The organism is Microbacterium sp. Gd 4-13, assembly GCF_003095395.1.
In the GTDB taxonomy this organism is placed as follows: domain Bacteria; phylum Actinomycetota; class Actinomycetes; order Actinomycetales; family Microbacteriaceae; genus Microbacterium.
Map to the genome: position 1 here is coordinate 267861 of NZ_QEIJ01000003.1, position 14179 is coordinate 282039.

At 69.7% G+C, this 14179-nt stretch carries 14 protein-coding genes; 9 read left to right on the plus strand and 5 right to left on the minus strand.

Features of this window, described 5'->3' with window-relative positions:
- Positions 1-23: 23 nt before the first annotated feature.
- From nrdE to nrdH, 3 genes are read right to left on the minus strand one after another with little or no spacing between them, the layout of a single operon-like run.
- The gene (gene nrdE, locus DEA06_RS08370; RefSeq protein ID WP_116647525.1) at positions 24-2180 is read right to left on the minus strand and encodes a class 1b ribonucleoside-diphosphate reductase subunit alpha; all 2157 of its coding nucleotides are present in this window, start codon (positions 2178-2180) and stop codon (positions 24-26) included.
- A complete protein-coding gene (gene nrdI / locus DEA06_RS08375) occupies positions 2162-2635 on the minus strand; it encodes a class Ib ribonucleoside-diphosphate reductase assembly flavoprotein NrdI (protein ID WP_116647526.1) in 474 nt (157 codons plus the stop codon). Before nrdI ends, nrdE begins: the two co-directional genes overlap by 19 nt.
- A 2-nt stretch (positions 2636-2637) precedes the next feature.
- Positions 2638-2871, minus strand: a complete 234-nt coding sequence (gene nrdH / locus DEA06_RS08380; protein ID WP_116647527.1) for a glutaredoxin-like protein NrdH — start codon at positions 2869-2871, stop codon at positions 2638-2640.
- A gap of 386 nt (positions 2872-3257) precedes the next feature.
- Between nrdH and DEA06_RS08385 the strand changes: the two genes are divergently transcribed.
- Complete coding sequence (locus DEA06_RS08385) at positions 3258-4463, plus strand: MFS transporter (RefSeq protein WP_116647528.1); 1206 nt, start codon at positions 3258-3260, stop codon at positions 4461-4463.
- A 27-nt stretch (positions 4464-4490) separates the two neighbouring features.
- Here DEA06_RS08385 and DEA06_RS08390 read toward each other — a convergent pair whose 3' ends face one another.
- Positions 4491-4895: a pilus assembly protein CpaE gene (locus DEA06_RS08390; protein WP_116647529.1), complete on the minus strand. Its 405-nt coding sequence runs from the start codon at positions 4893-4895 to the stop codon at positions 4491-4493.
- Positions 4896-5077: 182 nt separating this feature from the next.
- Here DEA06_RS08390 and DEA06_RS08395 point away from each other — a divergent pair, with 182 nt between their 5' ends.
- From DEA06_RS08395 to DEA06_RS08430, 8 genes are all read left to right on the plus strand, one after another.
- Entirely contained in the window at positions 5078-6241 is a 1164-nt protein-coding gene (locus DEA06_RS08395) for an acyl-CoA dehydrogenase family protein (RefSeq protein WP_240606870.1), read from the plus strand.
- An 84-nt stretch (positions 6242-6325) separates the two neighbouring features.
- Positions 6326-6973 (plus strand): response regulator transcription factor, encoded by a 648-nt coding sequence (locus tag DEA06_RS08400; protein ID WP_116647531.1) that lies wholly within the window; start codon positions 6326-6328, stop codon positions 6971-6973.
- On the plus strand, positions 6966-9104 hold the full coding sequence (locus DEA06_RS08405; RefSeq protein ID WP_116647532.1) for an ATP-binding protein: 2139 nt from the start codon (positions 6966-6968) through the stop codon (positions 9102-9104). The genes DEA06_RS08400 and DEA06_RS08405 overlap by 8 nt, the downstream gene beginning before the upstream one ends.
- 75 nt (positions 9105-9179) lie before the next feature.
- On the plus strand, positions 9180-9731 hold the full coding sequence (locus DEA06_RS08410; RefSeq protein WP_116647533.1) for a hypothetical protein: 552 nt from the start codon (positions 9180-9182) through the stop codon (positions 9729-9731).
- 80 nt (positions 9732-9811) lie between these two features.
- Positions 9812-10813, plus strand: a complete 1002-nt coding sequence (locus DEA06_RS08415) for a hypothetical protein (RefSeq protein WP_133241728.1) — start codon at positions 9812-9814, stop codon at positions 10811-10813.
- A 106-nt stretch (positions 10814-10919) separates the two neighbouring features.
- On the plus strand, positions 10920-12203 hold the full coding sequence (locus tag DEA06_RS08420; protein ID WP_116647535.1) for a DUF445 domain-containing protein: 1284 nt from the start codon (positions 10920-10922) through the stop codon (positions 12201-12203).
- Between the two features lie 5 nt (positions 12204-12208).
- Positions 12209-12574 (plus strand): gamma-glutamylcyclotransferase family protein, encoded by a 366-nt coding sequence (locus tag DEA06_RS08425; protein WP_116647651.1) that lies wholly within the window; start codon positions 12209-12211, stop codon positions 12572-12574.
- Positions 12571-13038 (plus strand): histidine phosphatase family protein, encoded by a 468-nt coding sequence (locus DEA06_RS08430; RefSeq protein WP_116647536.1) that lies wholly within the window; start codon positions 12571-12573, stop codon positions 13036-13038. Before DEA06_RS08425 ends, DEA06_RS08430 begins: the two co-directional genes overlap by 4 nt.
- Before the next feature lie 96 nt (positions 13039-13134).
- Here DEA06_RS08430 and DEA06_RS08435 read toward each other — a convergent pair whose 3' ends face one another.
- Positions 13135-13995 (minus strand): DUF559 domain-containing protein, encoded by an 861-nt coding sequence (locus DEA06_RS08435; protein WP_133241729.1) that lies wholly within the window; start codon positions 13993-13995, stop codon positions 13135-13137.
- Positions 13996-14179 lie beyond the last annotated feature (184 nt).

Genomic DNA, 14179 nt, shown 5'->3' on the forward strand with positions numbered 1-14179 from the left:
TGAGCCTGTCGAAGGACGCGGCACTAGAGGGTGCAGCTGACGCACATGTCGAGCTCGGTGCCCTCGAGCGCCATCTGACGCAGGCGGATGTAGTAGATCGTCTTGATGCCCTTGCGCCACGCGTAGATCTGCGCCTTGTTGATGTCGCGCGTGGTGGCGGTGTCTTTGAAGAACAGCGTGAGCGACAGGCCCTGGTCGACGTGCTGCGTCGCCGCGGCGTAGGTGTCGATGACCTTCTCGTAGCCGATCTCGTAGGCGTCCTGGTAGTACTCCAGGTTCTCGTTCGTCATGAACGGCGCCGGGTAGTAGACGCGGCCGAGCTTGCCTTCCTTGCGGATCTCGACCTTCGCCGCGATCGGGTGGATCGAGCTCGTCGAGTTGTTGATGTACGAGATCGAACCGGTCGGCGGCACGGCCTGCAGGTTCTGGTTGTAGATGCCGTGCTTCTGGATCGACGCCTTGAGCTCTGCCCAGTCGCCCTGCGTCGGGATGTGGTGGCCGGCGAACATGTCCTTGACCTTGTCGGTCTGCGGCACCCACTCCTGCTCGAGGTACTTGTCGAAGAACGTGCCCGACGCGTAGGTCGAGTCTTCGAAGCCCTCGAACGCCTGCTTGCGCTCGATCGCGATGCGGTTCGACGCCTGGAGGGCGTGGAAGAGCACCGTGTAGAAGTAGATGTTCGTGAAGTCGATGCCCTCTTCCGACCCGTAGTGCACGTGCTCGCGCGCCAGGTAGCCGTGGAGGTTCATCTGCCCGAGACCGATCGCGTGGGTACGGTCGTTGCCGTCCTCGATGGAGCGCACCGAACGGATGTGGCTCTGGTCGCTGACCGCGGTGAGGGCACGGATGCTGGTGTCGACCGTCAGCCCGAGGTTGCCGCCGTCCATCGCCAGGGCGATGTTGAGCGAGCCCAGGTTGCAGGAGATGTCCTTGCCGATCTGGTCGTACGACAGGTCTTCGTTGTAGGTCGTCGGGGTGTTGACCTGCAGGATCTCCGAGCACAGGTTCGACATGTTGATGCGGCCCTTGATCGGGTTCGCCTTGTTCACCGTGTCTTCGAACATGATGTACGGGTAGCCCGACTCGAACTGGATCTCGGCGAGGGTCTGGAAGAACTCGCGCGCGTTGATCTTCGTCTTCTTGATGCGCGCGTCGTCGACCATCTCGCGGTACTTCTCCGACACCGAGATGTCGCCGAAGGGAACGCCGTAGACCTTCTCGACGTCGTACGGCGAGAAGAGGTACATGTCTTCGCCGTTCTTGGCGAGTTCGAACGTGATGTCGGGCACGACGACACCGAGCGACAGCGTCTTGATGCGGATCTTCTCGTCGGCGTTCTCGCGCTTGGTGTCGAGGAACCGCATGATGTCGGGGTGGTGCGCGTTGAGGTACACCGCTCCGGCGCCCTGACGCGCGCCGAGCTGGTTGGCGTAGCTGAAGCTGTCTTCGAGCAGCTTCATCACGGGGATGATGCCGCTGGACTGGTTCTCGATCTGCTTGATCGGGGCGCCGGCCTCACGGATGTTCGACAGCAGCAGGGCCACGCCGCCGCCGCGCTTGGAGAGCTGGAGCGCGGAGTTGATGCCGCGCGAGATCGACTCCATGTTGTCTTCGATGCGCAGCAGGAAGCAGGAGACGAGCTCGCCGCGCTGCGCCTTGCCCGTGTTGAGGAACGTCGGGGTGGCGGGCTGGAAGCGGCCGGAGAGGATCTCGTCGACGATCTGCATGGCGAGCTTCTCGTCACCGTCGGCGAGGCCGAGACCGGTCATGACGACGCGGTCTTCGAAACGCTCGAGGTAGCGCTTTCCGTCGAACGTCTTCAGCGTGTAGCTGGTGTAGTACTTGAACGCGCCGAGGAAGGACTCGAAACGGAACTTCTTGCCGTAGGCGAAGTCGTTGAGCTTCTGGATGAACTCGAGCGAGTACTTCTCGATGACCGCGGGCTCGTAGTACTCCTTCTCGACGAGGTAGTCGAGGCGCTCCTTCAGCGAGTGGAAGAAGACGGTGTTCTGGTTGACGTGCTGCAGGAAGTACTCCCGCGCCGCGCGCTTGTCGGCGTCGAACTGGATCTTCCCGTCCGCGTCGTACAGGTTGAGCATCGCGTTGAGGGCGTGGTAGTCCATGCCCTCGAAACGCGCCTGAGTCTTGAAATCGAGATCCTTCAGAACCGTTTCCACCATCGTTCCAATCCTTCGTTGACGTGGTCGACGTCTTCCGGCGTGCCGAAGACCTCCACCCGATACAGGTGCGGCACGGAGCACTTCCGGCTGATGACGTCACCGGCGAACCCGAAGTGCTCGCCGAAATTCGTGTTGCCCGCGGAGATGACCCCGCGGATCTGACTGCGGTTGCCCGGATCGTTCAGAAACCGGATGACCTGCTTGGGAACGGCACCCTTCTCGACCCCGCGGCCCTGCCCCCCGCCATAGGTCGGGGTCACGAGCACGTACGGTTCGTCGACGTGAAGGGGCGGTTCGGAGGGGAGAAGAGGAATCCGCGCCGCGCGCGCTCCTAGCTTCTCGATGAAACGTGCGGTGTTGCCCGACACGCTCGAGAAGAACACCAGGAGCGGCGCAGCGGCATTCGATTCAGTGCTGGACGACTCGGCCGCACTGGACTCAGTGGCGACCGTCATCGTCAGACGAGTCGCGAGGCGAGTGCGTCGATCTTGTCGGGACGGAAGCCCGACCAGTGGTCTTCGTCGGTGATGACGACGGGAGCCTGGAGGTAGCCGAGAGCCTTGACCTGCTCGAGCGCTCCGGCGTCCTGCGAGAGGTCGAGGACCTCGTATTCGATGCCCTTCGAGTCCAGCGCTCGGTACGTCGCCGTGCACTGTACGCACGAGGGCTTGGTGTACACCGTGATAGCCATCAGAACCGTTTCTCCCCTCACAACCTTCGTTTTCCCGGTGGACCGCCGCCGGGACCTCAATACTACATATGGGTGCCGACATCGGAAGACACCACAAGGGGTAGTAGTTACATTCGTGTAGTTTTCCACCGCCCTCCCCATATACAACACAGGTTGTCCACCGTTTCATCCACAGGCGCGAGCATTGATCGATACCTGGAAAACGCCTGAACGACGGGCTTTTCGGGAGGGCCTGCAGCATCCCTCCACAGGCGCGACCATACGAGCACCCACCGACATCGGCACACCTGTGGAAACCGACGTCACGGCGTGTCGCGAGCCGACGCCTCCGGCCCCCTCGCGACCGGGCACCCGAACCCGCGCGGAGTCGGTACCGTAGAGCGGTCATGGCTGGCTACGGAGATCTTCTGCGCACCCGAGGGGTCGCGCGCATCATGGCGGCCCAGCTCACGGCCCGCTTCCCCAACGGCATGACCAGCCTCGCCGTTCTGCTGCACATCGAGCAGGTCACGGGGTCGTACGGCGCCGCGGGCCTCGTGCTCGCCGCAACGTCGATCGGCCAGGCCGTGGCCGGCCCCGTCACCAGCCGGTGGATGGGCCGGTGGGGCATGCGCCGCGTGCTGACCCTCACCCTCATCGTGTGCGCCGCGGCGATCGCCACCCTCGCCCTGGTCGACCTGCCCGTTCCCGGGTACATGGCCCTCGGGCTCCTCGCCGGCCTCGCTACCCCGCCGGTGCAGTCAGCCGTGCGCACCATCTACCCCAAGATGGTGACCTCGAAGCAGCTGACGCCCCTGTTCTCGCTCGACGCCTCCCTGCAGGAGATCATCTGGATCGTCGCGCCGGTCGTCATCACGTTCGTCGCCACCCAGGTCGGTACCGTGCAGGCCCTGCTGCTCATCGTCGTCATCCTCATCGGCGGCGGCGCGTGGTTCATCCTCTCCCCCGAGGTCGGGCGCGTGCGCATCCCCCGCAGCCGTCGCGGTTTCGGACGAGTGCTCGCCAAGCCGCCGGTCATCCTCGCCACCGTCTCGGGTTTCCTCCTGATCGGGGCCTGCGCGGCGGTAGAGGCCGGAGTCGTCGCGACCTTCGGCCACGGCGGCGCCGAGGCGGGCATCGTGCTGGCCGTCTTCGCGATCGGAAGCCTCACCGGCGGCCTCAGTTTCGGACACATCCCGATGGGCCGCTGGGCCATGGCTCGCCGACTGGCGATCGTCGCCGGAGGCCTGGCGCTGACGATGATCTCGCTCGAGATGTGGTGGCTCAGCGGCACGCTGTTCATCGCCGGCATCGGCATCGCCCCCGCCCTCGCGGTCATCTTCGCGATCACCTCGGCGAGCGTGCGCTTCAGCGAGACGGCCGAGGCCTACGGCTGGGTCGGCACCGGTCAGCTCATCGGCGCGGCCGCGGGCTCGGCGGTCGCGGGGCTGCTCATCGACGCGGGCGGCCCCAGCGGCGCGTACGTGGCGGCGACGGCCTTCGCCGTGGCCGGCGTCGCCGTGGCAGCGACATTCGTGCGGGGCTTCCCCGACCTGCGCGGGCGCGATGCGAGCCCCGCACCCGATACCGAGCCGGTGCGGACGATCACCTGACCGCCTCGCTCACGATCGGCGTGTGACTCAGGCCATGCGGCGCAGGTGCTCGAGAACGGCGAGCGCGTAGGCGTCGGAAGGCTCCGGATGCTGGAAGGTCAACACGTCGGCGCCGATCGCGGCTTCGACCTCGTAGGTGTCGGTGAGCCGCCGCAGCATCCGGAATCCTCCGCGCAGCATCTCGCGCAGCTGCTCCTCGGCCGGGAGCCAGAGGGCGTCCTGCAGCGCGACGGAGTCGAGCGCCCATTCGGTCGTGCCGTTGAAGGCGAGGATCGTGCCCGTCGAATACGCGCGCGGCTCGATCGTCATCTCGCTGACGGTGAACACGTCGGCGTCGAACTCGGGGTCGTTCAACTGGAAGCGATCGCCTGACTGCGGGCGCCAGACGAGACCGGCGTCGCGCAGCGCCATGGCCGACTCGGAGGAGATCATGCCTCCAGTCTGCGACCCCTCGGAGCCTGCGGACGGAAACGGGCGACGAACGGAGGAGATGTCACCGCGGGAGTATCCATCTCTCCCGCCCTGCCCTCCGCTCGTGAGATGTCCTCCTCCGATGACGGAGGCACGGGCGCCGGGCTCGCCGGATGCTGCGCGATCGGGCGGACAATGGAAGGGTGACCGACACGTTCGACCCCGCCCGGATCCTCCCCGACGACCTGCTGGAGCGGATCCGCGAACGCGCCGTGGTGCACGACCGCGAGAACACCTTCCCCGAAGACGACCTCGCAGAGCTTCGCGAGGTCGGGTACCTCTCGATGCTCGTGCCCGCGGATCGCGGCGGACTCGGGCTCGGACTGGTCGAAGCATCCGTCCTGCAGCAGCGGCTCGCGACCGCCGCGCCCGCCACAGCGCTGGCGATCAACATGCACCTGGTCTGGACCGGCGTCGCGAAGGTGCTGCGCGACCGGGGCATCGACGACCTCGCGTTCGTGCAGGAGGGGGCGGCGGCCGGTGAGGTCTTCGCCTTCGGCATCAGCGAGGCCGGCAACGACCTGGTGCTCTTCGGGAGTGGAACGGATGCGGCGCCCACCGCCGACGGCGGATACTCCTTCACCGGCACCAAGATCTTCACCTCGCTCTCCCCCGTCTGGACGCAGCTGGGCGTGCACGGGCTCGACACCACCTCGCCCGACGCGCCGAAGATGGTCTACGCCTTCGTTCCCCGCGGCGATGCGGTGGTCACCCGCGACGACTGGGACACCCTGGGCATGCGGGGTACGCAGAGCCGCACCACCGAACTGCGCGGGGCCGTCGCGCCCGCCCACCGCGTAGTGCGCCGCGTCGACCCCGGACCCCAGCCCGACCCGATCGTGTTCGGCATCTTCAGCGTGTTCGAGATCCTGCTGGGCTCGGTCTACACCGGCATCGCCCGCCGCGCGCTCGATCTCGCGGTCGAGGCCGCGTCCGGCCGGCGTTCGAAGAAGACCGGCAAGGCCTACAGCCAAGATCCCGACATCCGCTGGCGCGTCGGTGCGATGGCACTCGAGTACGAGGCCCTCCCGCCCCAGCTGGCCGCGCTCGCCCGCGACGTCGACGAGCGCGTCGACCACGGCGGCAGATGGTTCTCGCTGCTCTCGGGCGTGAAGCACCGCGCGGTGGTCTCGGCCAAGCACGTCGTCGACGAGGCGATCCTCGTCGCCGGCGGGTCGTCGTACTTCGCCTCGAACGAGCTGTCGCGCCTCTACCGCGACGTGCTGGCGGGCATGTTCCACCCCTCCGACCCCGAGTCGGCGCACGGCACCGCGGCGAGCGCGTGGCTCGGGCCGATCGAGGGCTGAACCCCCGCCCGCCCGCGTGCGGGCGGCCTCCCTTGCTCGTGCGTCCACGCCATACTGAGTGCGAGAAGAGAGAGGGGCGGGGCGATGACGGATGCGGCGACCGTCGCCATCGTCGACGATCATGAGCTCATCGCTCTGGCCGTTCGAGGGATTCTGGCGCAAACCGACGATCTCGTCTTCGCACGGCATGCCCCGACCGTCGGCGAGCTCGTTTCGCGCCCGCGCGACGCCGACCTGGTGCTCCTGGATCTGAGACTGCGCGATGGAAGCCGGCCCGCCGACAACGTCGCAGCCCTACGGGAATGGGGGGCCAGGGTGCTCGTGCTCACCTCGGCGGAGAACCCGTATCTCGTGCGCGAAGCGGCCCGCACCGCCGCGGAAGGGGTGGTGCGCAAGTCCGCCCCCGCAGAGGTGCTGCACCAGGCGCTGCGCGACGCCGCGCGTGGGGACCTCCCGCTCAGCCCGGAGTGGGCGTCCGCCCTCGACACCGACCCGCTCATGGACGCGGCACCGCTGACCGACCGGGAGCGCGAGGTTCTCTCGCTGTACGCGTCGGGCCTGGGCGCCAAACAGGTCGCACGTCAGCTCTACGTCAGCGAGAACACCGTCGACGACCATCTGCGGCGCATCCGGAGCGTCTATCAGCAGATCGGGCGCCCGGCGGCCACGAAGGTCGACCTGTATCGACGCGGCGTGGAGGACGGGTTCCTTCCGGGACCGACGCGTGGGTGAGATCGGCGGGGCGGAGCTGGTCAGCCGGCGCGTCTTGGCGGTCGCCGCCGCGTTCATCACGGTCGTCATCACCGCCGTCACGCCGCGATTCGTCGGTGGCGAGGGGGCAGCGTTGCCGACGTGGTACGTCACCCTCGTCGTGGCGGTCATCGCCGTGATCGTCGTCACCGGCACCGTGGCGGCGTGGTCGAGCGCTCGGGTGCTGCGCCTCGGCGCCGCGGTCGCGACGACGGGTTACGTGCTCATCCTCGTCGGCTTCGCGCCCGCGGCGCTCGCGACGCCGTCGCTCGGTCGGGTGCCGTGGATGTTGTCAACGGTGGGGCTCGGGTCGGGCATCGCGCTCCTCGCCGGCGGGGTGGTCCTCGCCGGCGCCGTCCTCGCGCTCGGTGCGGGACTCGGTGTGACCTACCGCCTGGCATTCGGCGGTTTCGACCTCGACGGCGTCGTGAACGATCTCGAGAGCGTCATGACGGCGACGATGGCCTGCGCTCTGATCGCGCACCTGCTGGCCGTGACCGGCTCGATCGACCGAGCCCGCGCGGCGGAGAGGGAAGCGAGGGCACGCGCGGCCGCAGAAGGCGGCCGCCTCGCCGCCCGCACCCGGGCAGCGGCGCTCGTGCACGACGAAGTGCTCGCCACTCTCACGATCGCGGCGGCGAAGGGAGCCGCGGCCTCGCTCATCCCCCGCGCGGCGCTGTCGCGTCAGGCCGCGCAGGCACGTGCCCTGGTCGAAGACCTCGACCGGCAAGGGGCATCGCCGGTGGGCACCCTACGCGCGGAGCTCGTCACGGTCACGAGCGGCGCCCGCGCCGAGCTCGAGGTGCTCATAGCGGACGCCGTCGAACCGCCCCCCGCGGCGGAGGAGGCATTGCTGGCCGCCACGCGGCAGGCGCTCGTCAACAGCATCCGTCACGCCGGCGAGGACGTCGCCCGGCGCGTGACGTTGCGAACGGCCGCGAGCGGGATCACGATCGAGATCGTCGACGACGGATGCGGCTTCGACCCTGCGACGGTGCCCGCCGACCGGCTCGGCATCGCCACCAGCATCCTGCGTCGCATGGCCGATGTGCCGGGCGGCACAGCCGCGGTCCGCAGCTCACCGGGCGAGGGAACCGCTGTGACGGTGCAGTGGGCGCCCCCACCCGTGACACCCGTCGCCCCCACGCCCGGCACCCGCTCGGTGCGCGGTGCGATCACGGCGACGGCCGTCGTCTTCGTCGTGACGCAGGGACTCGCCGCAGTCGCCGCGGCGCTGGCAGGCCCGGCGTGGTGGGTCGCGCCGGCACTGCTGGTCACGCTGCTCGCTTTCGGTGAAGGGCTTCGCCGTGCCGGGCGCCCTCAACCCCCGGTCTGGAGTGCCGCGTATATCGCCGGAGGCCTGGTCGCGGTCGTGGCAATGGGCGCACTGGTCAGCCCGTACGGCTTCGGCCGATTGTGGTTCGTCACCGCCGCCGGGTTCGTGCTGGCCGCGCTCGCCCTGACCGGTCGGCCACTCATCGCGGTGACCGCGCAGGTCGCGGTGGTGGTCGCGGTGGTGGCGATCGTGCTGGTGCGCCACGATGACCTCGTCGTCCTCGGGTGGGTGATCACTCGCGCGCTGCTGGTGGTCGGCGTCTCCGCGGGGCTGTGGTTCGTGATCGCTCGGCTCATGCACCGCCGTCGGCTGCTCGACGCGCAGACCATGTCGGAGGCTGGGGCGCGGGCATGGGATGCTGCCGCCCGGGCGGAGCTCGCCCAGCACGCAACGACGCTTCGCGCACAGGTCGCGCCCGTCCTGACGCGACTCGCGGGCGACGATCCGCTGGACGAGCGAGACCGCAGCGCCTGCGCGAGCCTCGAGGGTCAGCTGCGCGACGAGTATCGCGCGGGCGTGCTGGCCCGCGATCCGCTCGATGCCGCCGTCCGCGCCGCCCGCGCGCGAGGGGTGGACGTCGTGCTCCTTGACGACGGCGACGGATCGGCATCCGACGGGCTCGTCGACGAGGTCGCGCGCTGGATGGCACCGCTCGTCGACAGCGCGCGCGAGCGCGTGCTGGGGCGCTTGCTTCCCCCCGGACGATCGGCGATCGCGACGATCGTCACCGATGACGAAACCACCCTTTTCCGGGGCCCGGCCCCCTCCGCTCCGTAGCCGCCGCTCCCTAGGGTTTCGGGTGACGGCCCGCCATTCCGGCAGGTTCCGACTCGCGAAGGAGATCGCACGACCATGCGTCACATCACACGCGCCGCCCTCATCACCGTCGCGAGCGCGGCGCTGGTGGCAACGGCCTCCGCGCCCGCCCTCGCTGTACCCGACGCCTCCGACACGACGGCCCTCACCGCGACCATCGGGAGTGGATCGCTGTCCATCAGTTCCCAGGCTTCGGTCGCGTTCGCGGCGTTCACCCCCTCGGTGTACAACGGCGACCACTACGAAAACGAGAGCTTCGGCACCGTCGTCACCGACAACCGAGCCGGGACCAGCGGGTACACCGTCAGCTGGAGCGTCACAGACTTCACCACCAGCCCCAGCAACGGCAAGCCGATCGCGGCGAACCGCCTGACCGTCACCCCGATGCCGGCGGACGACACGAGCGGCACGGTCACGTGGACCGCAGGATCGGCGAGTTCCTCCGGATCCGGTGTGCTCGGGACGGCGAGCAACGTCAGCGGCGTCAACGCTATCGCGCTCAGCACCGACCTCGAGCTCAGGATGCCCGAGAATGCACTGGCCGGCGAGTACAGCGCCGTGCTGACCGTCTCGGTGACCGGCGGCTGAGGGCGGGTGGGACGCCGACACTCGGCCCGCACCCCGCACGCCGAGCGCGTGCCCGCGCGCGATGGTGAGGCGACGGCGGCGTGATGAAGATCGCCGCCGTCGCCCTCCTCGGCGCGCTCCTCGTGGGCGCGCCCTCGCCGACGCCCACGCCGATCGCCGACGGCAGCGGGGGCAGCGGGATCGGCATCCAGCTCCTCGACATCCCGGTCGACGCGCAGGACGACTCCCGGGCACGCACCAACATCGTCGACAACGTCGCCCCGGGAACCACGATCCAGCGCCGCGTGACGATCTCGAACTTCGACGGCGGGGAACAGCAGGCGTCAGTCTCGGCGGCGGCCTCCACGGTCGTCGACGGGGCCTTCACCCCCGATGACGCGCACCCGAACGAGCTCGTGAGCTGGATCTCGGTCGATCACCCCACGCTCACCCTGCCCGCACGCTCGGCCGCCGACGTCACGGTGACGATCGCGGTGCCCGCCGACGCTCCCGAAGGAGAGCAGTACGCCACCGTCTGGGCGCAGGCCGACGCCGGGCGGCAGACCGCCTCGGGGGTCACGATCGTCAATCGCAGCGGCATCCGCGTGTATCTGTCCGTCGGTGCCGGGAACGGTCCGGCGTCGGACTTCGCGATCGAGGGCGTGACGGCATCGACGGGACCGGACGGCGTGCCGCAGATCGACGCCGTCGTGCACAACACGGGCGGACGCGCGATCGACGTCAAGGGCAGCGTCGCTCTCCGCGACGGACCGGGGATGACGTCGGCGGGCCCCTTCGATCTGGGGACGGCGACCACGATCCTGCCCGGGGCGACGCACACGGTCTCGATTCCGCTCGCGGCCGGGCTGTCGGCCGGCCCCTGGACGGCGGCGCTCACCTTGCGCAGCGGGCTCACCGAGCGCACGGAGACCGCGACCGTCGCGTTCCCCGTCGCAGAGGCGGATGCACCCGTACCCGCCCCACAGCTGTGGAGCGCGGTCCTGGTCGCCGGCGCCGGCCTCGTGGCACTCTCCGCCCTGGTGTGGGCACTCGTTCTTCTGCGTCGACGCTCGAGCCGCGCGCACGCCCGCGCGGCGGGTTGACCCCCGCGCCCGGGGCGCCGCCCGGGGCGCGCAAACCCGCGGAGCCGACTTCGCACCCCGCCCGCAAGCCCCGGCCGCGTGCCGGTGCGCGTGCGAGGATCGGGGCATGTCCCCCACCCCCGTGGCCCTGCTGACTCCAGCCGACCTCGAACGGCGGCGCGGCCTGCGTCAGATGAAGGGCGTCGCTCTCGGCGCACTCGTCTTCATGGCGGTGCTGTTCGTCGTCGCCTACCTGTTCCAGGAGCGCTACCCCTGGCTGCAGTGGGTGCGCGCAGCGGCCGAAGGGGGGATGGTCGGCGCCCTGGCCGACTGGTTCGCGGTCACGGCGCTGTTCCGCCGGCCGCTCGGGCTCCCCATCCCCCACACCGCGATCATCCCGAGGCGCAAGGACGAGATCGGCCGCACCCTCGGCGAGTTCGTCGAGACGAACTTCCTCTCCGGTCCCGTCGTCCGCGCCCGCCTGGAGGGCACGCCGCTGGCGGCGCGCTTCGGCGGCTGGCTTCGACAGCGCGTCAACGCCGAGCGCGTGGCCACCGAGGGCGCCTCGGTGGCAACCGCGGTGCTCGGGGCCCTCAGCGACGACGACGTGAGCGAGCTCATCGGCGACCTCGCCCGCGAGCACCTCATCGCCCCCGACTGGGGCCCCTCGCTCGGCGGCTGGCTCGAGAAGGTCACCGAGTCGGGCGCGCACCACGGTGCCGTCGACCTGGCCGCCGAGAACATCGTGAACTGGCTGAACGACAATCCGCAGGCCTTCGACGGCATCGTCTCGCGGCGGCTTCCGTCGTGGGTGCCGAGCATGGTGGTGCGGCTCATCGACGACACCCTCTACCGCGAGGCGGTCTCGTTCGTCTCGGCCGTCCGCGCCGACGGCGACCACCCCGCCCGTCACGCCATCGACGCCTACCTCGCGCGTCTGGCCGACAACCTCCAGCACGACCCCGCCACCATCGGGCGCCTCGAAGACGCGAAGGTCTCGGTCTTCGACAGTCCGCGCGTGCGGGGTCTGGCCTCCGAGGCCTGGGAGACGGCGAAGACCGGGTTGCTCTCGGCGCTCGCCGACCCGCAGAGCGGGCTGCGCGTGCGCGCGGCGGACGCACTGGTCGAGATCGGCGAGCGACTCGAGACGGATGCGGCGCTGCAGAGCCGCGTCGACGGGTGGGTCATCGACGCCGCGGTCTTCGTCGTGGAGCGCTACCGCCATGACATCGCCTCGATCATCACCGACACCGTGCAGCGGTGGGACCCGGCCGAGACCACCGAGAAGATCGAGCTCATGGTGGGACGCGACCTGCAGTACATCCGTTTGAACGGCACGATCGTCGGCGCGCTCGCGGGCGCGGTCATCTTCACCCTCGCCCACGTCGTGCTGGGCGGGGCGGTAGCGTGATCTCCGTGGCCGAAGCATCCGCCGACCAGGCGCTTTTCACCTACGGAACCCTGCAGCTCCCCGAGGTGCAGCTCGACACGTTCGGGCGCCTCGTCGAGGGCGAGGACGACGTGCTGCCCGGCTACACGACGGTCGACGTCAACGTCGACGATCCGCGCGTCGTGACGCTCTCGGGGTCGGCCGTGCACTCGGTGCTGCGGCGCACGGGCAGCGCCCGCGACAAGGTCGTCGGCACCGTGCTGTGGGTCACCGAAGAAGAACTCGACGCCGCCGACGAATACGAGGTCGCCGTGTACCGCCGGGTGGAGGTCACGCTCGCCAGCGGCCGTACCGCGTGGGTCTACACCGCGGCGGCGGGGGTCGGCGCATGATCCAGCTCGCGGTGGTGCGTCACGCCAAGGCCGAGCACGGCGGGTTCGAGCTCGTCGACCACGAGCGCCGGTTGAGTGCGCAGGGCGTGCGCGACGCCGCCGACGTGGCGGCCCGCGTTCTGCGCTCGGGCGTGAGGTCGGAGGTCGTGCTCTCGAGCACGGCGGCCCGCGCCACCGCGACCGCCGCGGCGTTCGCCGACGCCTTCGGCACGACGGTCGTCGAAGACGCCGACCTGTACGCCGCCTCCGCCGACCGCATCCTCGCGATCGCCCGCGCCCACGGCGCCGCCGAACTCACGGTCGTCTCGCACGACCCGGGTGTCAGCGCCCTGGTGAGCGAGCTGTCGGGCCGAGACGTGGGGATGACCACCGGTGCGGTGGCGCTGTTGACCTGGAACGACGGCGATTGGAACGACGTCGGCATTGTGCCGCCCGACGAGTTCACGCTGCTGACGCCCGGCTGAGCCGAGGCTCGAGCCGGGCGTCGCGGGCCGGGGCGACGACGGCCGGCCTCACCCACGCTGCGTTCAGAATCCAGGACGAATGAGCCGCGAGGCGTCTCACACGCGCCCGTTGCCCCGCTCGGTCCTGGATTCTGGGCCACGGCGTGCGCGCAGCAGGCCGCGGAGAGCAGCCAAGACCTCGCCCTCCCGCCACATGATGTCCTCCGCGATCGCGCGATACGTGCAGTAGCCCTGGGCGGCGGCCGCCTGGTCACGCCGCAGATCCCTTCGGCGCTCGGCCCATCCGGAGTGATACCGCTCACTGTCGCACTCGACGATCAGCCACCCGTCCACGACGAAGTCCACGCGGCCGACGCGGGCGATCTGCACCTGCACCTCGAAGCGACACCCGAGACGCCGGAGCAGAAGTCGCATGAGCGATTCCGGACCCGATTCCGCGCGGGAGTCGATCAGTCGACGCAGCACGCGGTACCGCCGCGGAAGGAGGCCGAAGAGCTCGTCGACCTCGTCCTCGCGGATGACTCCGAGACGCAGCGCCGAATCGAGGGTGGCGACGGCCGCTTTCGGGGTCTGGCATCGCACCGCATGAAGGACGGCGTCGAACGATTCGACCGAGCACGATGCGGGATGAGGCTGCCGAGTCAGGCGCGCCCAGTGGCGCCGAACCGGCGAGCCGACCTTCCGCGCTGTCGTCCGCGACGACGTCGGCGGGAGCTGGACGTGCTGCCCGGTTTGCTCGAGGACGAACACGCCGAGCCGACTCAGCTCGGTGACGCACGTCACTCGTCCGCCCAGCTGTGCTGCGGCGTACGCCGCCTCGTCGACACCCGCCGGCAGGTACACACCGTTGCGTGCGCGCAGCAGGTCTCCCGATCGCACGCCCGCGGCGATCGCACGCGAGCTCCACCCCTCGGCCATCAGATCGTCCCGCGATCGCGTGAAGGCGGTGGGTCTCACGGCATCGGATTCACTGGCGTTCCACGGCACGGGTCCAGGATCGAACCGGACGCCGGGCCCGCGGGCCCGCCCTCGGCTCTCTGGGGATGGATCGCACCGGCCCCCGCGTGGGGAGGAGAAGCCATGCACGTTCAGAATCCAGGAGAGACCGCCCCGCAGACCTGCGCGAGCCCCGCGACGCCGG

Excerpts from the sequence above, each read along its gene's own strand:
- nrdE (WP_116647525.1), bottom strand. The coding sequence starts at position 2,180 with ATGGTGGAAACGGTTCTGAAGGATCTCGATTTCAAGACTCAGGCGCGT.
- nrdI (WP_116647526.1), bottom strand. The coding sequence starts at position 2,635 with ATGACGGTCGCCACTGAGTCCAGTGCGGCCGAGTCGTCCAGCACTGAA.
- nrdH (WP_116647527.1), bottom strand. The coding sequence starts at position 2,871 with ATGGCTATCACGGTGTACACCAAGCCCTCGTGCGTACAGTGCACGGCG.
- DEA06_RS08385 (WP_116647528.1), top strand. The coding sequence starts at position 3,258 with ATGGCTGGCTACGGAGATCTTCTGCGCACCCGAGGGGTCGCGCGCATC.
- DEA06_RS08390 (WP_116647529.1), bottom strand. The coding sequence starts at position 4,895 with ATGATCTCCTCCGAGTCGGCCATGGCGCTGCGCGACGCCGGTCTCGTC.
- DEA06_RS08400 (WP_116647531.1), top strand. The coding sequence starts at position 6,326 with ATGACGGATGCGGCGACCGTCGCCATCGTCGACGATCATGAGCTCATC.
- DEA06_RS08410 (WP_116647533.1), top strand. The coding sequence starts at position 9,180 with ATGCGTCACATCACACGCGCCGCCCTCATCACCGTCGCGAGCGCGGCG.
- DEA06_RS08420 (WP_116647535.1), top strand. The coding sequence starts at position 10,920 with ATGTCCCCCACCCCCGTGGCCCTGCTGACTCCAGCCGACCTCGAACGG.
- DEA06_RS08430 (WP_116647536.1), top strand. The coding sequence starts at position 12,571 with ATGATCCAGCTCGCGGTGGTGCGTCACGCCAAGGCCGAGCACGGCGGG.